Source organism: Kribbella qitaiheensis, from assembly GCF_042657745.1.
In the GTDB taxonomy this organism is placed as follows: domain Bacteria; phylum Actinomycetota; class Actinomycetes; order Propionibacteriales; family Kribbellaceae; genus Kribbella; species Kribbella qitaiheensis.
In genome coordinates this window covers 37,024-60,445 of sequence record NZ_JBHSKE010000034.1, presented here as the reverse complement: position 1 = coordinate 60,445, position 23,422 = coordinate 37,024, and the positions used below count along the sequence as shown (strand labels likewise).

General features: G+C 68.2%; 23 protein-coding genes and 1 pseudogene. 8 read left to right on the top strand and 16 right to left on the bottom strand.

All coding sequences use genetic code 11. The annotated features are described in order from the left end of the window. Positions 1-187: 187 nt before the first annotated feature. Positions 188-379 (top strand): hypothetical protein, encoded by a 192-nt coding sequence (locus ACFPJ1_RS22820; RefSeq protein WP_132189278.1) that lies wholly within the window; start codon positions 188-190, stop codon positions 377-379. Between the two features lie 267 nt (positions 380-646). Here the strand turns inward: ACFPJ1_RS22820 and ACFPJ1_RS22815 are convergent, their stop codons facing one another. After that, positions 647-3,292 carry a GNAT family N-acetyltransferase gene (locus tag ACFPJ1_RS22815; RefSeq protein ID WP_380106809.1) on the bottom strand — a complete coding sequence of 882 codons (2,646 nt, stop codon included), beginning with the start codon at positions 3,290-3,292 and terminating at the stop codon, positions 647-649. Positions 3,293-3,377: 85 nt separating this feature from the next. Here ACFPJ1_RS22815 and ACFPJ1_RS22810 point away from each other — a divergent pair, with 85 nt between their 5' ends. Further along, positions 3,378-4,097 (top strand): siderophore-interacting protein, encoded by a 720-nt coding sequence (locus tag ACFPJ1_RS22810; RefSeq protein WP_380106808.1) that lies wholly within the window; start codon positions 3,378-3,380, stop codon positions 4,095-4,097. A 66-nt stretch (positions 4,098-4,163) separates the two neighbouring features. Next, positions 4,164-4,616, top strand: a complete 453-nt coding sequence (locus ACFPJ1_RS22805; RefSeq protein WP_380106806.1) for a GNAT family N-acetyltransferase — start codon at positions 4,164-4,166, stop codon at positions 4,614-4,616. On the opposite strand, the gene sthA is transcribed toward ACFPJ1_RS22805, so the two are convergent. The 9 genes from sthA to ACFPJ1_RS22760 form a co-directional block, all read right to left on the bottom strand. Then, positions 4,613-6,019 carry a Si-specific NAD(P)(+) transhydrogenase gene (gene sthA, locus ACFPJ1_RS22800; RefSeq protein WP_380106804.1) on the bottom strand — a complete coding sequence of 469 codons (1,407 nt, stop codon included), beginning with the start codon at positions 6,017-6,019 and terminating at the stop codon, positions 4,613-4,615. The genes ACFPJ1_RS22805 and sthA overlap by 4 nt on opposite strands. Positions 6,020-6,193: 174 nt before the next feature. Beyond that, positions 6,194-6,826, bottom strand: coding sequence for a TMEM175 family protein (locus ACFPJ1_RS22795; RefSeq protein WP_380106803.1), 633 nt, complete (start codon positions 6,824-6,826; stop codon positions 6,194-6,196). Between the two features lie 90 nt (positions 6,827-6,916). Continuing rightward, entirely contained in the window at positions 6,917-8,416 is a 1,500-nt protein-coding gene (arfA, locus tag ACFPJ1_RS22790; RefSeq protein WP_380106802.1) for an arabinosylfuranosidase ArfA, read from the bottom strand. Between the two features lie 57 nt (positions 8,417-8,473). After that, positions 8,474-9,355 (bottom strand): carbohydrate ABC transporter permease, encoded by an 882-nt coding sequence (locus tag ACFPJ1_RS22785; protein WP_380106800.1) that lies wholly within the window; start codon positions 9,353-9,355, stop codon positions 8,474-8,476. Further along, entirely contained in the window at positions 9,352-10,305 is a 954-nt protein-coding gene (locus ACFPJ1_RS22780) for a carbohydrate ABC transporter permease (RefSeq protein WP_380106798.1), read from the bottom strand. Before ACFPJ1_RS22780 ends, ACFPJ1_RS22785 begins: the two co-directional genes overlap by 4 nt. 13 nt (positions 10,306-10,318) lie before the next feature. Then, on the bottom strand, positions 10,319-11,605 hold the full coding sequence (locus tag ACFPJ1_RS22775; protein WP_380106796.1) for an extracellular solute-binding protein: 1,287 nt from the start codon (positions 11,603-11,605) through the stop codon (positions 10,319-10,321). 191 nt (positions 11,606-11,796) lie between these two features. Next, on the bottom strand, positions 11,797-12,801 hold the full coding sequence (locus ACFPJ1_RS22770) for a LacI family DNA-binding transcriptional regulator (RefSeq protein ID WP_380106794.1): 1,005 nt from the start codon (positions 12,799-12,801) through the stop codon (positions 11,797-11,799). A 109-nt stretch (positions 12,802-12,910) separates the two neighbouring features. Further along, positions 12,911-13,117 (bottom strand): hypothetical protein, encoded by a 207-nt coding sequence (locus ACFPJ1_RS22765; protein ID WP_380106792.1) that lies wholly within the window; start codon positions 13,115-13,117, stop codon positions 12,911-12,913. A gap of 103 nt (positions 13,118-13,220) precedes the next feature. Beyond that, entirely contained in the window at positions 13,221-13,424 is a 204-nt protein-coding gene (locus ACFPJ1_RS22760) for a hypothetical protein (protein WP_380106790.1), read from the bottom strand. Positions 13,425-13,607: 183 nt separating this feature from the next. Between ACFPJ1_RS22760 and ACFPJ1_RS22755 the strand changes: the two genes are divergently transcribed. After that, positions 13,608-14,312: an ANTAR domain-containing protein gene (locus ACFPJ1_RS22755; RefSeq protein ID WP_380106789.1), complete on the top strand. Its 705-nt coding sequence runs from the start codon at positions 13,608-13,610 to the stop codon at positions 14,310-14,312. On the opposite strand, the gene ACFPJ1_RS22750 is transcribed toward ACFPJ1_RS22755, so the two are convergent. After that, the gene (locus ACFPJ1_RS22750) at positions 14,306-14,710 is read right to left on the bottom strand and encodes a VOC family protein (RefSeq protein ID WP_380106787.1); all 405 of its coding nucleotides are present in this window, start codon (positions 14,708-14,710) and stop codon (positions 14,306-14,308) included. The two genes, ACFPJ1_RS22755 and ACFPJ1_RS22750, sit on opposite strands and share 7 nt — an antisense overlap. Positions 14,711-14,770: 60 nt before the next feature. Here ACFPJ1_RS22750 and ACFPJ1_RS22745 point away from each other — a divergent pair, with 60 nt between their 5' ends. After that, positions 14,771-15,199, top strand: coding sequence for a MarR family winged helix-turn-helix transcriptional regulator (locus tag ACFPJ1_RS22745; protein WP_380106785.1), 429 nt, complete (start codon positions 14,771-14,773; stop codon positions 15,197-15,199). Between the two features lie 41 nt (positions 15,200-15,240). Here the strand turns inward: ACFPJ1_RS22745 and mhpA are convergent, their stop codons facing one another. Genes mhpA through ACFPJ1_RS22720 form a run of 5 tightly spaced genes read right to left on the bottom strand, consistent with a single transcriptional unit; the run spans position 15,241 to position 21,074 of the window. Next, complete coding sequence (gene mhpA, locus ACFPJ1_RS22740; protein WP_380106783.1) at positions 15,241-16,776, bottom strand: bifunctional 3-(3-hydroxy-phenyl)propionate/3-hydroxycinnamic acid hydroxylase MhpA; 1,536 nt, start codon at positions 16,774-16,776, stop codon at positions 15,241-15,243. After that, positions 16,773-17,126 (bottom strand): DoxX family protein, encoded by a 354-nt coding sequence (locus ACFPJ1_RS22735; RefSeq protein ID WP_132189266.1) that lies wholly within the window; start codon positions 17,124-17,126, stop codon positions 16,773-16,775. Before ACFPJ1_RS22735 ends, mhpA begins: the two co-directional genes overlap by 4 nt. Continuing rightward, positions 17,123-19,006: an acyl-CoA synthetase gene (locus ACFPJ1_RS22730; RefSeq protein WP_380106782.1), complete on the bottom strand. Its 1,884-nt coding sequence runs from the start codon at positions 19,004-19,006 to the stop codon at positions 17,123-17,125. The genes ACFPJ1_RS22735 and ACFPJ1_RS22730 overlap by 4 nt, the downstream gene beginning before the upstream one ends. Next, positions 19,006-19,944, bottom strand: a complete 939-nt coding sequence (locus ACFPJ1_RS22725) for a fumarylacetoacetate hydrolase family protein (RefSeq protein WP_380106780.1) — start codon at positions 19,942-19,944, stop codon at positions 19,006-19,008. The genes ACFPJ1_RS22730 and ACFPJ1_RS22725 overlap by 1 nt, the downstream gene beginning before the upstream one ends. Further along, positions 19,941-21,074: a VOC family protein gene (locus ACFPJ1_RS22720; protein ID WP_380106778.1), complete on the bottom strand. Its 1,134-nt coding sequence runs from the start codon at positions 21,072-21,074 to the stop codon at positions 19,941-19,943. The genes ACFPJ1_RS22725 and ACFPJ1_RS22720 overlap by 4 nt, the downstream gene beginning before the upstream one ends. 142 nt (positions 21,075-21,216) lie before the next feature. Here ACFPJ1_RS22720 and ACFPJ1_RS22715 point away from each other — a divergent pair, with 142 nt between their 5' ends. The 3 genes and pseudogenes from ACFPJ1_RS22715 to ACFPJ1_RS22705 all read left to right on the top strand — a co-directional run. Beyond that, on the top strand, positions 21,217-21,879 hold the full coding sequence (locus ACFPJ1_RS22715) for a TetR/AcrR family transcriptional regulator (RefSeq protein WP_380106776.1): 663 nt from the start codon (positions 21,217-21,219) through the stop codon (positions 21,877-21,879). 470 nt (positions 21,880-22,349) lie between these two features. After that, on the top strand, positions 22,350-22,796 hold the full coding sequence (locus ACFPJ1_RS22710) for a hypothetical protein (RefSeq protein ID WP_380106774.1): 447 nt from the start codon (positions 22,350-22,352) through the stop codon (positions 22,794-22,796). Positions 22,797-22,912: 116 nt separating this feature from the next. After that, positions 22,913-23,185, top strand: a pseudogene (locus ACFPJ1_RS22705) (DUF1003 domain-containing protein); the annotation flags it as partial. Between the last annotated feature and the right edge of the window lie 237 nt (positions 23,186-23,422).

Below are 23,422 nucleotides of genomic sequence, written 5' to 3'. Positions count from 1 at the left end.
AAAGTCCGCCGTAATCCGGCCGGAATGCCTTTGCCATCAGAAAAGTCTGGACAAATCGGACGAATACCGGTCGAAGAGTCCGTTTGTCGGAGGGTAGTTGAAGAATCGCTTGTGCGAGTGGCCCCCGCTGACGGACTGTTGAGAGCCAGCAGGGGTAGCAGCCGGGGGGAAGACCGGGAGGAGATCGATGACAGTCGGAGGCGTCGACACCTACTACGACTACGAAGAGAAGCAGTGGAAGAGCAGGAGGCTGGGAGGCGGTCCGATCCGTCGTGGCCCGGTCTGCCCAGCGCCACGGACCACGGACCATCAGCAGACCGAGCGGCGTGCCGCCGGCCGCGATCACACCACCAGCAAGGACGACAAGGTCCTCAGCTGACCAGCCGACGAGCCTGCGACACCCGAGACCGGCCAGTCCCGCCAGACCTGACCGCCCTCGGCGCCTCGCACCCGACGACTTTCTGCCACTAGACAGAGCCGCGCCCGGGTAGCCCACAGCACCCGGGCGCAGCGCTGCGCGCTTCACAAGCCTCAGTCGCCGACGGCGACCACCATGGTGGCGATCTCGCCGCGGTGGTCCTCCATCAGCTGGCCCGGTCGAGCAGCCAGCCACGGTCAGCGGCTTTGATGGAGGACCGGCGTGCGGTTACTCCCTCGCCATGAACCGGTTGAAGACCTCCCTGGTCATGAAGCCGAGCTGAGCCTGCTTCGTCGAGCCGTCGTGTTGGGCGATGGCTACCTGCGGGCCCAGCGTGAAGCCGGTTCGCTTCAGCCGGGCCACGGCCTTGTCGTTGCGCGCATCGGGTTCGGCCACCAGCCGCGGATGTCCGAGGTGGTTCAGCAGGAACGACCCTAGGACGCCGAGCAGATCCTCGGTGAAGCCCCGACGCCAGTCGCCCGGTGCGATCAGCAGGTGGGAGCCGATATCGCCCGCCCGTACGTCGTACACCTCGCCGACAGGATCCGCCTGCGGGTCATAGGTCTGGAGCAGCGCGACCGGGTGGTCATCGAGATGGACGAGGTAAACGTGGTGCGTGGGCAACGAGTCGAGGAACTCGTAGATGCCGAGCACCTCGTCGCGCGACTGGTCGGCCATCCCCCAGAAGCGCGCGCGTTCGGCAGAGACCCAGCCTTGGATCAGGTCGAGGTCCCGCTGCGGTTCGACCGGTACGACGCGAACCGTGCCGAAGCCGCCCACCACCTGTTCGAACGTGTCGTCCTCGGCGGTGAGCTTGTCCCAGTCGATCTCGATCGACGCGAGTTCGCCGCGCAACCAGAGCGGCAACTGGTCGTGATGGTGCGGATCACCAAGTACTCCGGACGCGCCGAGCGGCACGATCCACTGACTGGCCGAGCGGTCGCCGAGGTCCCACGCAAACCGGGCGGCAGACGCTCTGATGCAGACGTCGGTGAGGCCCGGCAGGCTCGAGGTGGACATCACGCAGTGGTGGTCGCCGGACAACGTCAGCTCGAAGTTCTCCTCGCCCGCGGCGAACACCGGCCCTCCCAGCGCATGCAAGGGAGCGAGGTGATGGGTGTCTCCCCACGGTCCTCGGGGTTTGCGGGATGCCACCTCTTCGAGAGCTTCCTTGACCAGCCAGGTGACGTTGAGGTCCGGCAACAGGTCGGTGGTGAGTAGATTCTCGAGCGCGAACGACGTGTGGGTGAGCGTGTCGAGCCACGGCAGGAAGAGTTCGGAGGAGTCGACATCCTCGTCGAGGACGGCAAGTCCGGGGTGCTCGGCCAGCCGGCGGATGAGCGCCTTCCGGACCGCCGCGTAGCTGCAGGCAACGTTGCTGGCGGCATCCATCCGGCGATCCCAGGCGAGCAACTGCTCACGCAAGGCGGTTGCCTCCGGCGACAGCTCTTCCAACCCTGCCAGGAGATCCAGGATCAGTTCCGCCGATCCGAGCCAGGTGTCGCTATGGATCGAGGGCATCTCGGCAACGGTCCAGTCGGACCTCTCGTCGAGTAGCTGCCTGATCCGCCGAGATCGGAATGGTGCGGCGAAATCCACCCCCAGCGGCTCGGCCAACTCGCGCGCGTTCGCCATCACCGCGACGCCGTCGACCTCGGCGCGCGGCATGGGATCGTGCCAGCCCTGCCACTGGTGATCGGCTTCCCAGGCGGGTACGACGCGCAGCCAGTTGTCCGGGTGGCGTCGGGGCACTACGCCGGCGGTCCGGTGCAGGAGTCCGCCGGAGGTGTCTGCCGCCATCACGACGTTGACGGGCTCCATCCAGGGATCGAAGGCAGCGTCCACGTCGGCGACGGTGGTTGCCTTGAGCAACGCGGGAAGGGTCTCGAAACCGATGCGTCCGGTCACCCGTGGCGGATACCGCAGGCTGATCGCCTGGCTCTGGCCGGGTCCGCCGATGATCACCGGGCCGCGGTCGGTCTCGATCACCTCGATCTCCGCCGGCTCGGCCCCTGCGACCTCGACCATCTCGGTGTGCCGCGTCGCCCGCTGCCAGCCATCCGGCCCGAGCGCCTCGACCCCGGACTCGCTACCCGATCCCGTCCGCCGGAGTTGCTCGTTGAACAGGTCCTGGTAGTCCGCCATCGCGTTGGTGATCGCCCAGGCCACGCCGCCGGTGTGCCCGAAGTGCGCCATCCCGGGGATCCCTGGAACCGCCAGACCGACCACGTCGTACTCCGGGCAGGCCAGCCGGAGCTGCTGGTAGACGCCCGGGCTCTCGATGTAGCGATGCGGGTCGCCCGCGACGATCGGAGTACCGGTCGCGGTGCGGTCGCCGGAGATGAGCCACCCGTTGCTGCCCGCGGTACGGGGGCCTTCGGAGTTGAAGAGGTCGATCGCCGCGTCGCCGAGGTGGTGGGCGACGTGCTCGCGCCAGAGTTTGGTCGGGAACCCGGCGAACAGCACGTGCACGGCCAACCAGATCCCGACCGGCGCCCACGGCTCCCACTCCTGCAGGGTGAGTCCCGTGGCGGCGAACTCGGGCGCCCGCTGAGCGCCGCCCGGCAGACCGTGGTTGACGCCGGCCACGTACGCCGAGATCCACTCCCGGGTGTTGTCGTCGAGGTTCTGGTAGCAGCGTTGCGCCGTGTCGTCGAGGCGGGCCTGACGCGCGAACACGTCCCAGCCGAGGGCCTCGGGTCCGAGGAAAGCGGCGCTGGTGCCGAGGAAGCGGCGTCGCTCCAGCTCGATCTGCCAGGCGCGGTCGGCCGCCGCGTTGCGGCCTTGGAGATAGGCGAGTGCGAGCGGGTCGCCGGCCCTCAAGTGCGGTACACCCCAGGCGTCCCTGAAGACCTTGGCGTTCACTCTCGTCATCCTGCTTTCAGTTAGGTTAGGCTGCGCTAACTTACAAGTCGGATACTTCCGCCGCAACGAGGCAATCATCCAGGAGGAGGCAGCAGTGGGGCGTGGCTGGGAGGGCGTGGTTCTCAAGCTGTTCCGCGGCAAGGACTTCGTGCTCACCGTGACGGGCGCTGAGCAGGTCACCGAACGCTACCGGCGAGTGCACTTCACCGACGGCGGCATGCTGGAGGCGACCGGCGTACATCCGACCATGTGGGTGCGGCTGTGGTTCGACAACGCCGGCAAGCCGCACCGGCGCGCCTACACGCTGGTCGATCCGGACGTCGAGGTGGGCAGGTTCAGCCTGGAGTTCGCGCTGCACGACGGGTGCGCGAGCGACTGGTCCCGCCAGGCGGAGCCCGGCGACACGATCGACGCGACGGTGCAGGGGACGGGGTTCGAAGTACCTGATCCGCTGCCGCCGCGGATGCTCGTGATCGGCGACCCGGCCTCGTTGCCGGCGATCAACTCGCTGCTGTCGGTGGCGCCGAAGGTCCCCGCGACGATCTGGTTCGAGACCTCGCACGACTCCGACCACGATTTGCCGCTGCGCCTCGACCCGGAGAATCACGATCTCCGCACGGTCCCGCGCAAGGACGACCAACTGGTCACCGAGGTCAAGGCGACCCTGCCTGACCTGATCGACGTCCCCGCCAACAGCTTCGTCTGGATCGCCTGCGACACCGCCACCACTCGCGCCCTCACCTCCTACGCCCTCAAGGACCTGGCAATCCCCAAAACCCGAATCCACTCCCTCGGCTACTGGCGAGCCGCCTGACCCGTACTCGCGCTGTGCGGAGGTAATTGGTGGGCGGTGGGTGTGGGTGGGCGTTAGCGTGGCGGGATGATTCGTGCGCTCGACCTGGCCGATCCCGAGACCGCCAAGCGGGTGCTCGTCGTGCAGCACTTGGCGTACGCGGTCGAGGCGGAACTGATCGGCTTCGACGGAATCCCGCCGCTGCAGGAAGACCTCGCCGGGCTGATGGCGTCCACCGAACACTGGCTCGGCCGCTACGAGGGCGACACCCTGGTCGCGGCCGTCGCCTACGAGTTCCCCGACGAGTCGACGGTCGAGATCAGCCGCCTGGTCGTCGACCCGGCGCACGCCCGCCGAGGTCACGGCCGCGCCCTCCTGGACCACCTGGACGCCGTCGAACCCCGCCCCGCCAGCCTCGTCTCCACCGGCAGCGCCAACCACCCAGCCACCGCCCTCTACCTCTCCCGCGGCTACACCGAGACCGGCCGGACCACCATCGCCCCCGGAGTACAGGTCACCCACTTCAGCCGCACGCGCTAGGAACCAAAGGCTTCCAGGGCTCGGATTTTGTTGGTTACGTCGAGGGCGGCGACTTTGTAGGCCTCGGAGAGGGTGGGGTAGTTGAGGACGGTGTCGACGAGGTAGTCGACGGTGCCGCCGCAGCCCATGATGGCCTGACCGATGTGGACCAGGTCGGTGGCGTTGGTGCCGAAGACGTGGACGCCGAGCAGGGTGCGGTCCTCGGTGGAGACCAGGAGCTTGAGCATGCCGTAGGTGTCGCCGAGGATCTGGCCACGGGCGAGCTCGCGGTAACGGGAGACGCCGACCTCGTAGGGGACGGAGGAGCGGGTCAGCTCCTCCTCGGTGGCGCCGCAGTACGAGACCTCGGGGATCGTGTAGATGCCGATCGGCTGCAGCCCGGCCAGTTCGCGCGCCGGTTCGCCGAAGGCGTGGTACGCCGCGAGGCGGCCCTGGTCCATGCTGTTCGCGGCGAGGGCGGGGAATCCGATCACGTCGCCGACCGCGTAGATGTGCTCGACGGTGGTCCGGTAGTGCTCGTCGACCTTGATCCGGCCGCGGGAGTCCGCCTCGAGACCGGCGGAGGTCAGGTTCAGCTCGTCGGTGACGCCCTGGCGGCCGGCGGAGTACATCACCATCTCGGCGGGGATCCGTTTGCCGCTGGCCAGTGAGGTCACCGTGCCGCGCGCGGAGACCTCGACCCGCTCGACCTCCTCGCCGAACCGGAAGGTGACCGCCTGGTCGCGCAGGTGGAACTTGAGCGACTCGACCACCTCCGGGTCGCAGAACTCCAGCATCCGGTCGCGCTTCTCCACCACCGTCACCCGGGTGCCGAGCGCGGCGAACATCGACGCGTACTCGATCCCGATCACGCCGGCGCCGACCACCACCATCGAGGTGGGCACCTTCTCCAGCTTGAGGATCGCGTCGGAGTCGAGCACGTACCGGTCGTCGAACTCGATCTCCGGCGGCCGCGCGGGCCTGGTCCCGGTCGCGATCACCACCTTGTCCGCGGTGATCGTGCTCGACTCGCCGCGGCCGCTCCCGATCACCCGGACCGTGTGCGGATCGAGGAAACTCGCCGTGCCCTGCAGGAGCTCGACGTGGTTGCGCAGGAGTTGCGCACGCACCACCTCGACCTCACGGCCGACGACATGCTGGGTCCGCGCCATCAGATCCGCGATGGTGATGTCGGCCTTCACCCGGTAGCTCGCGCCGTACAGGTCGCGCAGGGCCATGCCGGTCAGGTAGAGCACGGCCTCGCGCAGGGTCTTCGACGGGATGGTCCCGGTGTTCACGCAGACGCCGCCGAGCATCGAGCCGCGCTCCACCACCGCGACCTTCCGCCCGAGCTTGGCCCCCGCGATCGCGGCCTTCTGCCCACCGGGTCCCGAACCGATCACCACCAGGTCGTAGTCGAACATGCGATCTCCCCACGGCAGCAGCGGAACCAGTCCCCTCAGGCTCCCCGTGGGACAGCCCACTGGCAAGGCACTCAGGAGGAATCCTCAACGAACTCCTGCTGACCCGGCGTAGCGATCCAGCCAGTCCGGCCACGGAGGCCTCCTGCTCTGGTGGTGGCGGACACCGGTGAGAGGTCAGCTGCGAGTGCGGAGCTGCTCGAAGCCGTAGTACACGGCGAGCAGGAACTGCACCAGCAAGGTCAACGGCGCGGAGATGAAGGACAGCCCGATCGCGGCGGCGTAGAGCACCGTGCCCACCGAGTACCGCAGTACGGACCTGCGGAGCTGCGAACGGTTCAGGTCGTGGTCGACGAGATGGTTTCGGAGCACGTACCACCAGATGCTGCTGAAGGCGATCGCGGCCAGCGTGAGGTTGGTGCTGTAGACGGCCGCCGCGACGTGCGCGTCGGACGAGTCGTCCTGCAGGTACTCGGCGAACAGGCTGGTCGGGAAGGGCAGCAGCGCGGTCCAGAGCAACAACCCCAGATTCAGGAACATCAACCCGCGGTCGGCCCGCTGGATCTGCCGGAACATCGAGTGGTGGTTGACCCACATGATGCCGATGATGGCGAAGCTGGTCAGGTAGGCGGCGAACTGCGGCCACTCGTGCAGCAGCGCAGGCCAGAGCCCCTCACCCGGCTCCAGCTCGGGAACGTGCAGCTCGAGCACGAGCAAGGTGATCGCGATCGCGAAGACGCCGTCGCTGAACGCCTCGATTCGGCCTGTGTCGGTGAGGTCGGACTGGGTGGGGCCGGACTGGGTGGTCACGCCGCGAGTGTCGCACCGCGGGGGGCCGCCCCGCGATCCTCGTTCGCCACTGGCTGAACGTGGAGTCCGGCGGGGCGGCCCGGCCTCAGGTCACCGCAGGCTCAGGGCGGTCCACGAGATCGGGGGCAGGGTGACGGTCAGGGTCCCGTCTTCCAGCTTCACCGACTCGTTCGGCCGCGGGGCCACCCGGTCGGGGTGTTCGGCGGAGTTCACGGCCAGCCGGTCGTCGCCGTACATGCTCAGCGCTTCCAGTACTTCGGTGACCGGTGTGCGGCTGGTGTCCACGGTGACCTCGACGGCCTCGTCCACCGAGCGGTTGACCAGGAAGACCGCGAGCTTGCCCTCGTCGTACGTCGCGACCGCGTCGACGGCCGGGACCTCCCCGAACTTGTCGGTGGAGACGAGCGGCGAGGATGTCTCGACCCGCAGTACGGAGCCGGCCGCGAGGCGGGACGTGATCGCGAAGGGGTGGAAGGTCGGCTGGCGCCAGGCCGGGCCGCCGGGCTCGGTCATGATCGGGGCGATCACGTTCGCCAGTTGCGCGAGGCAAGCGACGGCGACCCGGTCACTGTGGCGGAGCAGCGAGATCAGCAGGTTGCCGACGACAACGGCGTCGGCGAGGTTGTACTCGTCCTCGATCCGCCGCGGTGCCACCTCCCACTGGTCGCCCGGGCCGTCGGTCAGCCGCGAGCGGTCCTTGTACCAGACGTTCCACTCGTCGAAGGAGATGTCGATCCGCTTGCGGCTCTTCAGCTCCGCGCCGACGTGGTCCGCGCTCGCGACCACCGAGTCGATGAAGCGGTCCATGTCCACGGCCGAGGCCAGGAACGACGCCACGTCGCCGTTGTCGTCGCCGTAGTACGCGTGGCAGGAGATGTGGTCGACCAGGTCGTAGCACTCGCGCAGCACCTCGCGCTCCCAGCTGCCGAAGGTCGGCATCCCGGAGCCGGAGGAGCCACAGGCAACGAGTTCCAGGTCGGGCTCGACCATCCGCATCGCCCGGGCGGTCTCCGCTGCGAGCCGCCCGTACTCGGCGGCGGTCTTGTGCCCGATCTGCCACGGCCCGTCCAGCTCGTTGCCCAGACACCACAACTTGAGCCCGTACGGCGAACTGGCGCCATGCTCGGCGCGCAGGTCGGACCACGCGGTGCCGCCCGGGTGGTTCGCGTACTCCTGCAGGTCGAGTGCCTCCTGTACTCCGCGGGTGCCGAGGTTGATCGCCATCATCGGTTCGACCCCTGCCTTGGCGCACCAGCGGACGAACTCGTCGAGGCCGAACTGGTTCGTCTCGACGCTGTGCCAGGCGAGCTCGAGCCGCCGGGGCCGGTGCTCCCGGGGACCGACGCCGTCCTCCCAGCGGTAGCCGGAGACGAAGTTGCCGCCCGGGTACCGGACCAGGGAGACGCCGAGCTCACGGGTCAGCTCCAGCACGTCCTTGCGGAAGCCGTCCTCGTCAGCGGTCGCGTGGCCGGGCTCGTAGATCCCGGTGTAGACGCAGCGGCCCATGTGTTCCACGAAGGTGCCGAACGTCCGGCGGTTGACCGGGGCAACGATGAAGCTGGGGTCGAGGACGAGTGAAGCAGAGGTCACGAGGTGGCTCCTGTCGTAGGTGAATGACCGGGGCGGTGGGATGGGGAAGGCATCTGCTCAGCCCTTGATGCCGGCGTCGCCGACACCGCGGACCACGTGGCGTTGGAAGAGGGCGTAGACGACGAGCAGCGGGAGTCCGCCGAGAACGGCCGAAGCCATGATCTGGGCGTAGCGCAGGCCGTAGGAGCCCTGCACGTTGGCGAGGCCGACCGGGATCGTCATCATCGACGGGTCGGTGGTCACGATGAACGGCCAGAGGAAGTTGTTCCAGGCGCCGATGAAGGTGAAGATGCCGACGGCGACGAGGATCGGGCGCGACATCGGCACCATCACCGACCAGACGATCCGCAGCCGGGTCGCGCCATCCACCCGGGCCGCGTCCTCGAAGTCCCGCGAGACGCCGTCGAAGAACTTCTTCAGCACGAACACCATCACCGGCGCGACCACCTGCGGCAGCACCACACCCCAGTAGGTGTCGACCAGGCCGAGGCTGGTCATCTCCTGGAACAGCGGCACGATCAGCACCTGCGGCGGCACCAGGATCCCCGCGATCAGCAGACCGAAGAGCACCCTCCGCCCGGGGAACGTAGTACGGGAGAAGCCGTAGGCGGCGAGGACGGAGACCAGCAGGGTCAGGGCGGTCACCAGGACCGCCACGATCGTGCTGTTCAGGAACCAGCGCAGGATCGAACCCTGGTCGAGCACCAGCCGGTACGCCTCGGCACTGGGTGCTGTCGGCAACCAGGTGATCGGTGTCTGGGTCGTCTCCGGCTCAGGCTTCAGGGACGTGTCGATGGCCCACAGCAACGGAACGAGCCAGAGGATCGCCAGCAGCACCGCGCCGACGGCGATCGCGACCTTGGGGTAGGTGAACCGAGGCTCCACCGGTCCGCTGGCCTTGTTGGCTTTTGTGGCCCTGGGCAACGTGAGAGTGGTCATCGGCCGGCCTCCTTGCGGCTGGAGAACAGCTTGAACTGGGCCACCGAGACGATCACGATGACGACGAAGAACATGTACGAGATCGCGGACGCGTAGCCGATCCGGTAGCTGGTGAAGCCGCTCTCGTAGATGTACTGGATGATCGGCCGGGTCGCGTAGTTCGGACCGCCATCGGTCATCAGGTAGATCTGGTCGAAGATCTTCAGCGACGCGACCAGTTGCAGCACGACGATCAGGCCGGTGGTCCGGCTCATCAGCGGCAGGGTGATCCGGAAGAGCTTCTGCCGGCCGTTCGCGCCGTCGATCGCGGCGGCCTCGTAGACCTGGTCGGGAATCCCCTGCAGGGCGGCGAGATAGAGCAGGAAGTTGAACCCCACGGTCCACCAGACCGTGGTGATCACAACGGCCAGCATCGCCCGGTTCTCGTCGTTCAGCCAGTCGATCTCGGCGAACCCGCCGGCGGTGAGCAGCCCGTTCACCAGGCCGAAGCCGGGTTGGTAGATCCACACCCAGATCAGCGTGACCACCGTCGCCGGCAGCACGAACGGCGCGAAGTACGAGAATCTCAGCAGCCAGCCGAGCAGCCCTTTGCGATTGGCGAGCAGTGCCATCACCAGGGCGATGATCACCAGCGGCGGCGTGCTCATCGCGGTGAAGACGAGGGTGTTCTTCAGCGAGTCCCAGACCGCCGGATCGCCGAACATGTCACGCCAGTTCTGCAGGCCGAGGAACTCCTGCTTCACTCCGGCGAGACTGGTGTTGAAGAAGCTGTTCCAGAGGCCGGAGAACGTCGGCCAGAGCAGGAAGAAGGCGAAGAGCACGCCGAACGGCGCGACGAAGAACAACCCGCCCCACTTCTCGGTCCAGGGTTTCCCGTTGCCGGGTGGGCCGGCCTGGCGCACGGCGTCCGGCGTACCGGCTTGGTCTCGGGTCGGTGTCTGCACAGCCATCGGGTCACTCCTGTCAGACCGGGGAGGGGGTGTCGAGCAGCTTCTGGGTGGCGGCCTTGAACTGGTCGAGCGCCTGGCGTGGCGTCGTCCGGCCCGAGAAGACCCCCGCGAAAGCAGCCCCCGCTTCGTTCTGCAACTGCGCACCCGAGCCGCTGAACCACGCGTCCGGGTCGAACAGCACGTCCGGCGCGACCGAGCGGTACTCGGCCTGCGGCTTGAGGTTCAGGTACTCCTGGCTCGCCACCACCGGCTGGTACGCCGGGATATGGCCGCCCGCCGCCCATTCGGCGCTGTGCTTGAGCATCCAGGCGATGTACTCGACCGTGGCCGCGGTGTCGTCGGAGTTCCTCGACGCCTGGTGCGGCATCACGAACGTGTGCGCGTCCCCGGCGTACTTCGGGACGTCGTACACGACCGGGAACGGCGCCATGCTGAACGGCATCTTCGCGGTCTGGTAGGTGGTCACCTCCCACTCGCCGTTGAAGCTCAGCCCGGCGTCCCCGTTGGTGAACTGCGCGACCAGCGACGGATAGTCGGAGGACTTCGGCGTCAACCCGTCGGCGGCGAGTTTCCCCATCAACTGCAGGGCTTCCAGCGCCTTCGCGTCGTCGAGGACGAACCGGGTGCCGGTCTCGTCGAAGAACTCGCCTTCGAGTTGGCCGTACAGGGTCCACCACAGGCGCCACGGGTTGGTCGTCTCGACCGACGCGGCGAACTTGCCGGTGGTCTCCTTGACCGCCTGGAGCATCTCGAGGAACGCGTCCATGCCCTTGACCGGTTTGATCCGGTTGTCCGGCCCGAGCAGTCCGGCCTTCTTGCAGATCTCGAGGTTGTAGTAGAGGACGAACGGATGCTGGTCCAGCGGTACGGCGTACAGGGTGCCGTCGACCAGGCAGCGCTTCCACGTCTCGGGCAGGAAGTCCTGCTCGGTGATGCCGGCCTTGGCGAGCAGGTCGACCGGGATCGGGTCGAGCATCGTGGTCGGGCTGAACCCCTTCAGGCGCGACAGGTGCAGCGTCGCCACCTCCGGTGCCCGTCCACCGGCCGCGGACATCGCGAGCTTGGTGTAGAACGGCGGACCCCAGGCGAGCGTGTGCGCCTCGAAGGCGATGTCCTTGTGCTCGGCAACGAACTTGTCGTGGATCTGCAGCAGCCGGGCGCCGTCGCCGCCGCCGAACAGGTTCCACTCCCGCACCCGGGCGTCGCGGCTGAGACTGCCGCAGCCCGGGAGCGCGAGGCCGCCGGCCAGGCCGAGCGTGCCGGCGAGCAGGCTGCGACGGGACGGCTTGATCGATGTCATCTTCGTGTCCTCCTGGCGGTGGTGGATCACGGGTGGGGGCGGTGGTGGATCAAGTACGAGAGCAGGCTCCAGCGCCGCACCGGCTCCCTGGTCAGGACCTCCGGTGCGTGTTTCTACATCGGTGTAGAAGGATGATGCCCGGCTACCTGAGGACCGTCAAGACCTCGTCGGCCGGCGGGGGCGGTTCGGGGTCAGCCGAGGGTGGATTCGCGGCGGTGGAGCTCGTAGGGGGCGACGATCTCGCGGTGGTCGGAGTCGTCGCCGTTCATCCGGTCGACCAGCAGTTCGACCGCGGTGGTGGCGATCTGGGCGCGGCCGGGGTCGACCGTGGTCAGCGTCGGGGTGCTGTACTGCGCCTCGTCGATGTCGTCGAAGCCGACCACCGCCACGTCGTCGGGGATCCGGATCCCGTGCTTGGCCAGTACCCGGATGGCGCCGAGGGCGAGCGTGTCGTTCAGCCCGAGCACGGCGTCGAACTTCTCGCCCGTGGCCAGCAGGTTCTCCATCGCCGCCGCGCCGTCGGCCCGATGCCAGGGACCGGCCGGCACGGCGAGCTGTGGCAGCGGTTCGAGGCCGGCTTCGGTCATCGCGCTGGCGGCCGCGTCGTACCGGATCACGGCGGTGCCGACGACCTCGCCGGGGTGGGTGCCGATCACGGCGATCCGGCGCCGGCCCAGCTCGATCAGGTGCTGGACCGCCGCGCGGGTGCCGGTGACGTTGTCGATCATCACGTGGTCCACCGGTCCGTGGAAGATCCGTTCGCCGAGCAGCACCATCGGGGTCGAGACGCGCAGGTGCTCGGCGTCGTCGTGGCCGAGACCGAGCGGGCTGAAGAGCAACCCGTCGACCAGGTGACCGCGCGGCCGGGCGAGCGCCGCCAGCTCGCGTTGCCGGTCGGCGCCGGTCTGCTCGATCATCACCGTCAGGCCGTGTTCCTCGGCCGCGTCGATGACGGCGTCGGCGAGCTCGGCGAAGTACGGCAGGCTCAGCTCGGGCACGGCGAGGCCGATGATGCCGGTCCGGCCGGACTTCAGGTTCCGGGCGGACAGGTTCATCTGGTATCCGAGGGCGTCGATCGAGGCGAGCACCTTCAGCCGGGTCGCCTCGCGGATGTACGGGTAGCCGTTCATCACGTTCGAGACCGTCTTCGGCGACACCCCGGCATGCAGCGCGACATCCCGCATCGTCACAGCCACGCCGTGCCACCTCCCCGTCTGCCGATGACTGGTCTGCCGATGACCGATCCACCCCTGGTCGGTGGATCGGTGATCAGCACACGGTAGTCCAAACAGATGTCCCCGCAGATCAGTTTCCGGGGCTGGGCGGTTCCTCGTGGGCCGGGTGGCGGGGTACGTACGGCTGGGGGCCGGCCGACTTGGCGCCCGGGTGGTCCAGACCGTCCAGGTCGCCGTCCTCGTCCAGCTCGACGCCTTCCTCCTCGAAGAGGTCGTCGATATCGGGCTCGTTCCCAGGGCGTCCGGGGTGCGGCAAGCCAGGTCTGTCGAAGCTCATCGGTGGTCCTCCTCCGGCCTGCCCGGCGCCCTCGGCGGGTGCGCTCGGGTTGCTGCCCCACCAGTTAACCGCGTTCCGCCCCCAAAATCGCCGGAGCGCGCCCCTAGAGGCCGTATGGGGGTCTGTTGTCCGGGCTGAGGGTGATGCCGGCCTGGGTGGCCTTGTACTGGATGGCCTCCTCCGGGCGGCCCAGCCGGAGGCCGATCACCGACGGCGGGATGTTCTCGGCCGCGAGTTCCTCGAGGCGGGCCAGGTCGCGGTCGGTCCAGGGCTCGCCGGCGTTGCGGATGGACTCGGGTAGTCCCATCGATCTCAGCTTTCTTCTCGGTCGGAAGAGTTCGCTCTCCGGTTCCCCGGCGAGCCCCGATCGAAAAGTGCGGAGTCACGGCATCACCGAGCGTGCTGCATAAGTTCGGCGGAGGAAGTTGTGCGCCGCGGTGTGCGCAGGCGCATCATGAGGCCGGAGCAGGGCGAGAGAGGTGCGACGGAAATGCTGGAGGACACTGCGAACGCCGAGGCCTTCGCTCGGCTGGCTCAGGAACTGCACGGTGAGCACGGGGTCACCGAAACGGTCGAGGCCGTGTTGCAGTTCGCCCTGAGCGCAGTCGGGTGTGGGTACGCCGGGCTGGTGCTGGCCGGCGGGAACGGAACGCTGCGGACTGCCGTGGCGACCGACCCGCTGATCGAGCTGTCGGACCAACTGCAACTGGACAGCGGCGTCGGTCCCGCGTACGCGACCGTCGCCGACGGTGCCGAGCTCCTGCTGGTGCCCGACAGTTGCCAGGAGATCCGCTGGCCGGCGTGGTCGACCGGGATCGCCCAACTGGGGCTGCGCAGTGTGCTGACCGTGCGGCTCGCCGTGAACGGCGGCGCGCTCGGGGTCCTGCAATTGTTCGACCGGCGGCCGCACGCCTTCCAGCCGGCGGACGAGGAAGTCGCGTATGTGCTGGCCCGGCACGCCTCGGTCGCGGTGGCCAGTGCGCAGGACCAGGCCTCGCTCTGGCAGGCGGCCGACGCGCACAAGCTGGTCGGTCAGGCGCAGGGAATCCTGATGGAGCGGCTCGGGATCGACGGCCGGCAGGCGTTCGGAGTACTGCGCCGCTACTCGCAGGAGCACAACGTCAAGCTCCGCGAGGTCGCTCTCCTCCTCACCGAGACCCGCCGTCTCCCCGTCGACAGCCTGGTCACTCAGTAGGACTGCAGCTCGAGCAGAGTGCCTTCGGGGTCGCGGAGGTGCGCGGTGCGCAGGTTCGGTCCCCACTGCGGCCGGTCCTGCGGTCCCGTCACGAGCGTGGCGCCGAACTTCTCGAAGGACTTCGTCGCGGCGTCGACGTCCGCGACCTTGAAGACCAGCATCGCCTTGTCCTGGGCCGGTGCTTCGGCAGGCAACGAGTCCGTCCCGACGGTGCCGGCGATCATCGACCGGCCGAAGATCACCAGTCCAGCCTGCCTCTCGAGATCCCAGTTCGCGTAGCTCGCCTCGGCGATCACCTTGACCGGCTGTACGCCGAACAGCTCGTCCAGCACGCCGCGGTAGAACTCAACGGTGGCATGGAAATCGCGGACCAGCAGCCGCGGGTAGAGCGCGTCCATCTCGAGCTCCGAAAGATAGTGGGGAATTACCAACGATTGGTTCGAGCCTACAATAAGCCGATGGACGAGTCGACCCTCGCGGGGATCACCACCTTCGTGCTGCACAAGGTGGCCGTCGCGGGACGCCGGGTGATCGCGGAGCGGCTGGCGCACAAGCCCGGAATCACGCTGTGGCAGTTCGCCGCGCTGGCGGAACTCGACGACCACGGCCCCATCGCGCAGCACGCACTGGCCGCGGGCCTGGGGATCGACCCGAGCGACATGGTCCGGCTGATGGACGAGCTGATCGAGGACCGCCTCGTGGCGCGCGACCGCGACCCGGCCGACCGGCGGCGCTACCAGATCACCATGACCGCCAAGGGCCGCCGAGCACTCGCCACCGGGCGATCCGTCGTACAGGAGGTCGAGAAAACGACCCTGGCGCCGTTGTCGGCGACCGAGCGCGCCACCTTGCACGACCTGGTGGCCAGGATCTACGGCGGCCTCTGAGGGGTTGGTCGTGACCGGGGAGGTTGTTGACGACGCGACCCTCAGGCAACCAGGAACCTCGGTGCTGCATCGCAGAGCGCTGCGATGTCGCGGCCGACCCGCAGCACCGTGAAGTCCGGTCGTACCAGTGCGGCCGCAGCCTTGCCGTCTGCGAGCCACTTGTACAGGGCTGAGCCGGGTGCCACCTCGAGCACCTCCGTCCCGCGGCCCGCCAGCACCGCCCGCTGCGCGGGTGATAGCGGTACGCGGCTCACGAACACGAACCCGCGACTGGCCACGTCGTCGTATCGGATGCCATTCGTCAGGGACGCGTTCGGACACAGCCGTCCGTTGAGAGACTTGCGGAGCCTAGGACGATCCACCAGATCGGACCGGCGCAGCGGTGGGGTCTCGCTGTCGAGGAGGCGGGCGCGGAGGCCGGGTACCCAGTGCAGCCGCGGGGCGATAGCGCCGCGGAGCAGGCCACCCGCCCTGCCGCCCTGAGTCATGGAGACGCCGACGAGCTTGGCGAGCTGGATGAGGGCCCGGGCGTGTGGTTTGCGCTCCACCTCGTAGGTGTCGAGCACCGACTCGGGCAGATCTTTGGAGAGGACGCCCGCGATCTTCCAGCTGAGGTTCATCGAGTCGCGGAGTCCAGCGCACAACCCCTGTCCGATGAAGGGGGGCGTGAGGTGGGCGGCGTCGCCGAGGAGGAACACATTGCCGTCTCGCCAGCGGTCCGCCAACTGAGCGCGGAAGGTGTACTCCGCGACGCGCACCAGCTCGAGCCGGTCGCTGGGGATGCCCTCGACCCACGGTCCGATGAGGGTTTGGAGGGCTCGGATGGATTCGAAGTCAGCGGCGGTCTCGCCCGCCAGCAGCCGGAACTCCCAGCGGTAGCGGGCGTCGCTGATGCGCATGTACGTCGCCGCGCGCTCGGGGTCGCAGACCTGGTGCACGCCTTCCCACTGGTCGAGCTCGACCGTGCAGGCCACGTCGACCACAAGCCAGCGCTGCTCGAACTTGAGATCCTCCATCGTCGAGCCGATCGCCGTGCGCACCACGCTGTTGGCTCCGTCGCAGCCCAGGACGTAGGTGGCCAACACGGACTCGTGCTCGCCGGTGAGCCGGTCGGTAAAGTCCACCCGGACCCGATTCCGGCCGTCCTGGGCAACGTCGGTGACTTCGACGTTCCCGCGCAGACTGACTGTGGTCTGGTCCTTGAGGTTGGTGCGCATCAGGTGCTCGAGCTCGGGCTGGTCGAACATGTTGGCCTTGGGGTGTCCGTGTCGGCCGTGATCGTCGGCCCGGTCGAGCACCGCGAACACACGGTGGTTCCGGTCGATCAGCTGCAGTCCGCGAGTGGGCCGGGACACGGCTGCGAACTGTTTGGCTATGCCGAGTCGCACGAGGATCCGATAGGTCTCGTCGTCGAGGTGGACGGCCCGCGGCTGGGGGTAGACGCCGTCCCAGCGGTCCAGGACGAGGCAGTCGACGCCGTACTGCCCGAGAAGGGTGGCGGCGGTGACGCCGACGGGGCCGGCCCCCACGATCACGACGGGAACCGGGTCGGCGCTGGTCCGCTGAGAACGGTTCATCGCAGGTCTGCGACCACGAGAAGGAGGAAGCTGAGCGTCACCAGGCTGAGGACCACGGCCGGTGCGATCACACGCGCGCGGTCGCCGTTGCGGAGGTGTGCCACGACTGCCCCACCGAGGAGCATCAGGAGTCCCGCGGCGGCCAGGGCGCCGATCACCGGGACGAACGCGCCGACGAGCAGGCCGACCACGGCGAGGACCTCGAGGAGGCCGATCCGTCGGTAGGCCGCGACGCTGAAGCCCACGTGTTCGGCCTTTGCACGCATAGCGGGTACCGCGGCGAGCTTGGCCGAGCCGAGGGCCGCGAAGGCTACGACGAGGATGCCCGCAAGAATCGATGTGGGGTTCATGACAGTTCCAATCTCCAGGTGATGGTGAAGCGGTCGAGTGTTTTCCTGATTGGGGTCTCGTCGGCGCCGTGGGCGAGACCGACGACGACGAGGACCGCGCCGTCCTCGGCCGTTGCTCGGACTCCGGTGACCGAGGGGATGTCGCGGAGCGCGTCGGCGACGGCGTCTCGGGTGGCCTTGGCGCGCAAGGCGGGTTTGAACGGCTTGCCGACGAGGGTGACGGGGAGTGCGTCCAGCACGGTGACGGCCTTGGGCGCCGCCGCTTGCTCGGGCACGTGGTCGCCGGCCCAGGCACGTAGTTCTTCGGGGGTCGCGCTGGCGCTGGGGTTGAGCGTGACGAATGCGACGGGCACTTCGCCGGCGTGCAGGTCCGGACGACCCACCGCCTGCGCGGCCGCGACCGCCGGGTGTGCCAGCAGCACGCTCTCGATGACCGCCGGGTCGATGTTGTGACCGCCGCGGATGATCAGATCCTTGGCTCGGCCGGCGAGGTGGATGAAGCCGTCCGGGTCGACCCAGGCCAGGTCCCCGGTGTCCAGCCAGCCGTCGCGCAGCTTGCCCATGCCGTCCAGCACAGGCCCGTCGGGAGTCCTGCGGGTGACGTAGCCGGGGAACACGGTCGGCCCGCTGATGGCGAGCACCCCGACCTGACCGGCAGGCAGGTCGACCCACTCACCATCGGCGGTGATCTGGACCGCCCGAACGTGCTGGTACGGCAGGCGCTGGCCGACGGACCCGGGACGCGGATGGTGGGGAAAGCTCAGTGCGCTGACGCACGTGGCCTCGGTGAGGCCGTAGCCCTCGACCAGCCGGATGCCGGTGGCGGATTCAAAGCCGTCCCGGACTGCCTGCGGAAGGGGTGAAGCGCCGACGACGGCGAAGCGGAGGCTGCTGATGTCGGCGTCGATGGGATAGCCGGCCAGGACGGAGTACACGGTGGGCACGGCGCTCATCGTGGTGACCCCGTAGCGCTCGACGAGCTTCCAGAAGTGCGTGTGGAGCGCTTGGTCGCGGTAGCCCTCGGGGCCTGCCCAGATGACCTGGAGGCCCCTGAACAGCGGGGCCAGAACGGTCACGAGGAGGGCGTTGACGTGGAAGAGCGGCAGCGCCGCGAACACCACTGCATCGTCGTGCAGCAGGTTGCTGGCAGCGATCATCCAGGCGTCGCTGACCTCGTTGGCGTGGGTGTGTGTGGCGACTTTCGGCGTGCCGGTCGTGCCTCCGGTGTGGAAGAGAGCCGCGAGGTCGGTGGCCGAGGGTGTTTCACCCACGAAGGCGTCGTGTGGCTGCTCCGCCGCGAGGGCGGACAGGTCGCCGATGCGTACCATCTCTAGCGGATGTAGCTCTGCCTCGGCCGGCGCGGCCCGCGTCGGACCCAGGGCGAGGAGGGCTTCCATGCCGGCCTCGACGGCGAGCTGCCGGGCGCTCTCCCACACCTCCGGTGCGAGTTCGGGACCGGCAGCCACGAGGACCCGGGCGCCTGACCTGCGCAGGAGTTCGGCGATGTGCTCCGCGGAGAGCCCGGTGTTGATCGGCGCCGCGATGCCGGCGAGCTGGGCGGCCAGGGTTGCGGTGACGAGCTCGTCGCAGTTCGGGGCGAAGAGGGCGACCCCGTCGCTTCGACGCACTCCAAGCGTGTGGAGCACGTTGGCGTAGCGATGCACGTCCATCAGCAGCTCGGCGTACGATCGCTCCGCCGGCTGCTCCCACCGTTCGCCGTCCGGGAGCACGGACAGGGCGACGCGGTCCGGCCAGAGGCCCGCGGCCCGCACGAGGAGCTCGTACGTCGTACCCGGAAGGCCACGGTCGGCGAGCGGCACGGCCTCGATCGCAGCGACGTCGCCGGGCCCGTCGTACGTCGGCCAGAGCAGGTCGCCCATCAGGCTGTCCTCACGACGGTGCGCTGCCGACCGAGGTCGATCGCACCGTCGTCAGTGCCGACGGCGACCTCGACGACGTCGCCGTGCTTGAGGTACTTGGGGTTCTGGGCCTGCCGCTGGAAGAAGATCTTCCATTTCAGCGCGGGGGGCAGGAGCGCGGCGATGATCTCGACCGGCTTCGGCGGTGCGCTGAGGGCGGTGCCTTCCGGGGTCCCGGTCAGGAGCAGGTCACCGGCGTCCAGCCGCTGGAACCGGCTCAGCGCCTGCAGGGCCTCGAGAGGTGAGTAGATCATGTCGTCGTCGACCACCGACTCCTGGCGCAGCTCGCCGTTGACCCAGAGGCGCAGGCGCAGGTGGCCGAACCGCTTGAGCTCGTCGTCGTCGAGCAGGACCAGCGACGGCCCGACCGGCGTGAAGGTCGGGTACGACTTGGACTCGAAGAACTGGGTCTTCGGCAGCTGCACATCTCGGGCCGAGACGTCGTTGGTCACCACCAGGCCGGCCACGAACGAGGTCCAGTTGTCCGCGGTGACCTGTGTGCCCACCGGCAGCTCCCGGCCGATCACGAGGCCGATCTCGACCTCGTAGTCGAGGTAGCGCACGTGACCCGGGCGGACGATGTCGTCGAAAGGACCGCTGAGCGAGCCCGACGTCTTGCGGAAGAACGTCAGCGGGATGGTGTCCGGGTCGAGTCCTGAGTCCTTCACATGGCTGGCGAAGTTCGTCATCTGCGCCACCACCCGGCACGGCGCCGTCACCGGGGTCACCACGTCGAGGGTGGCCGGGTCGACGGTCGTCCGACTACCGCGGGCGGCCTCGATCTGCTCGTGCTCGGCGAGCAGCCCGCCGGTGGTCGTGGCCTCTGTGGTGATGCGTGCGGCGCCGCCGGGAGTGCGGACCCACCAGGCGTCGGGCGTACGAAGGATCGTGATGCTCATGAACTCGTCACTTTCAGGAGGCCGCGCAGGCGGGTCAGGTCGAACTCGTTGTCTTCACGAAGTGAGCGAGCCATCGACACCAGCTCGCGCAACGCGTCTCGTCCTGGTGTGAGACCCAGGAAGTCCTTGGTGGCCTGCGGTCCCCACTGGGCCAGCCCGGACGTCGTCATCGGCGACCAACCAGGCTCGAGGGTGCTGTCGAACAGGTCACCGTCCGCGAAGTGCTCGACCAGCAGCCCGTCCGGGTCGCGCCAGTAGTCGAAGATCTGGCTACCCTCGACGTGACGACCGATCCCCCAAGAGCGGTAGAAACCGAGCTCGCGGAGGTACGCGCCACCGGCGGCCATCGCGTCGAGGTCTCCCACCTGGTACGCCGAGTGCACGTACCGGTTGCTGGGACCGAGCATCATCGCCAGCGTGTGGTGGTCGGTGGGAGTCATGCCGCGGTCGCAGCGGATGAAGCTCATCGTGGGGCCACGCTCGCGCTGCCCCTCGAAGTACTTGAAGTCGCTGACGATGAGACCGAGGTGCTCCAGGTACCAGTTCAGGGACTCGATGTACCTCGTTGTCTGGAGCACGACGTGGCCCAATCGCAGGATCTTCGCGGGGGCACGCGGCGGGCGCTGCGTGGAGTTGGCGCGATGCACATCGTGCCCCCAGTTGAACACCTGCGTCGGCTGGGGCGGCAGTGTCGGGAGCTCGTGGGTGTCGGCGACAACCCGGACCATGACCCCACCCGGGTCGGTCAGGTCCGCGGTGACACCGCCCAGATGCTCCGGCAGCTTTCGGACCTTCGTCCCGGTGGCGTCGGCGAGCCGCGCCACGTCGGTGGAGTCCGCGGCCCGGAAGGCCGCACCGAGATACCTCGAGCGCGGACCACGCCGGACGATCACACAGGGCGCGCCGGCGTCGGTCCCGCGGAGCTGCAGCTCGTCCGCCGTCCGGCTCACCGTGGTGAACCCGAACGCGTGCGCGAAGCGCTCCGAGGCGACCAAGTCGGGCTTGACGAACTCGAGCCAGGCCAGGTCGAGCACCTTGACGACGGGGTTCTTCGCACGTCCCGGGTGCTCGGCGGGCAGCGCGCCATGCCCGCTGTGCAGGTCGTTGTGCGTCCCGTGGTGACCGCTCATTGCCGCTCCTTGGATAGTAGATGACGGTATCGTCACTTATGAGTATATGCTCAGTCAAGTGGTCTTTGAGGTTTTCGTCATTTCTGACTGGCCACGCTAGGATGGGCACACGCAACCGGGACGAAGACGCAGAGGAGCGGTCTTGAGCAACGCACCCACGCAGCAGGCCAACCGCCTGGGCCGGCGCAAGGCCCAGACGCGAGCGGCTCTCGTCCGGGCTGCGCAGACGCTCATCGCCGAGGGCAGGACGAACGTGCCGATCCTGGAGATCACCCAGGCCGCCGACGTCGGGCTGGGCTCCTTCTACAACCACTTCGAGACCAAGGAGCAACTGTTCGAGGCGGCTGTCGAGGCAGTGATGGACGCCTACGGTCAGCTGCTCGACAAATTGACGGCCGACATCGAGGACCCCGCGGAGGTGTTCGCCTGTAGCTTCCGGCTCACTGGGCGGCTGCACCGCAGGGAGCCGGAACTCAGCCGCGTCCTGCTCAACAACATGCTGCGGTTGCTCAGCGCCGACAACGGCCTGGCGCCACGCGTCCGGCGGGACATCGCGGCCGCCGTGGATGCCGGCCGCTTCGACGTCGAGGATCTCGACGTCGCCGTCACGATGTCTGCCGGAGCCCTGCTCGCCCTCGGTCACCTGCTGCACGACCAGCCGAACCGCGACGTCGAGGAGACTACCGACCGGGTGACCGAGGACCTGCTGCGCATGTTCGGCGTACCGCGGCGATCGGCACGGCGGATCTGCACGCTCCCGCTGCCGGAGATCGACGCCGTCCCCGGCAACGGCTCGGCGGCCTGACAGATCGCTTCTGCCCAGCGTTTGGCGGGATCCGATCAGTAGCGCGTCCCGCGGCTGCCGCACCGCGGCGAAGTCACCTCCGGGCTGGGCGTGATTGCGGCTGACTCGGCGGGCCGGCTCGCCGGCCGCTGGTCGGGCACGAGCTGCCGCGACCACTCGACCCTGACGTCGGTGGCCTGAGTCGACCCGGTGCCAGACTCTGGCCGGCTTCGGTTCGCCTGTCTCCGACCTCCGTCGGAGCCGTATGTCTCGCCCATCGCGGACAACGCAGGTGATGGTGCTCCGGAAGGGCACCCGCAGGCGTCTCTCTCACGTCTGACGGGCGCTCGTCGTGAGGCAGCAGACTGAAGATTTCGTCAGATCTTCTCGATGAGCCCTTGCCATGTCTACACAACTGACGATATCGTCAGTGTTGTAGGTGTATAACAAGTGGCCCTTGCCGGGCCGGAATCCAAGACAGGTGGAAACGCATGACTCAGCACACGAACTTCTCAACACGGCTGGATGAACTGCAGAAGCGGGTCGAGACGGCCAGGTCGGCGGTGCGGGCGGCCGCGACCGAGTCCGATGCGAAGCTCAAGGAGCGGATCGGTCGGGCTCAGGCCGACTTGGACCAGTCGGTCCAGAATGCACGGCAGGAGGTCTCGCAGAGCGCCGACAGTGCTCGGGCGAAATGGGCGCAGCTGAAGGCTGACACCGCGGCCAAGATGAGCGACGCCAAGGCAAACGCCGACAAGCGGGCCCGCCACGTCGATGCCAAGGTCGCAGCGAAGGACGCGGACTGGGCGGAATCCGACGCGGCCGAATCTCTCGACTTCGCCAACTGGGCGGTCGAGAGCGCGCAGCTGACCGTCCTCGACGCAATCCACGCCCGCGCCTACGCGGACCAGCTGGCGAAGGCCGAAGTCAACGCGTAGTCGTCCAGTCGGACTGATGGTCAGCAAGCCCCAGTCCTCCTTGGAGCACGCCCGTTGCCGCGGGCAGGAATGGTCAATGACCTGCCCGCGGCGGCATCAGCTACAGGAAGTTTGCGATGACCCACCCGGAACCGGTCAGCCCGGCGCTGGTGCGGCATCTCCGCGAGCGCAGCAAGCGCGGGGAGAACCGGGTTGCCGACCAGATCACGCTGTTCACAGGCTCGATGACGTTCGTCTACATCCATGCCATCTGGTTCAGCTTGTGGATCGCCCTCGGGGTCGAGGACTACCCCTTCGGACTGCTGACGATGATCGTGTCGCTGGAGGCCATCTTCCTGTCGACATTCGTCATGATCAGCCAGAACCGCGCCGACGACAAGCGCCACGTGATCGCGGACGAAGCCTTGGCGGACAGTCCAGGAGGAGGACCAACACAACGAGAGGCTGCTCCGCCAGTCCAACGAGATCCTCGATCTCACCAAGGAGATCCACGCGGCGAGCGCTTCTGCCACGCCGACGAGTCGTCCCGGGAGGATCGGCTAACTGTCGTGACTCCGCGGAGGCGGGGTGGCCTCCCGAGAATCCGGGGGCCACCCTGCACCTTGGGCGTTACCCCACAGACTGCG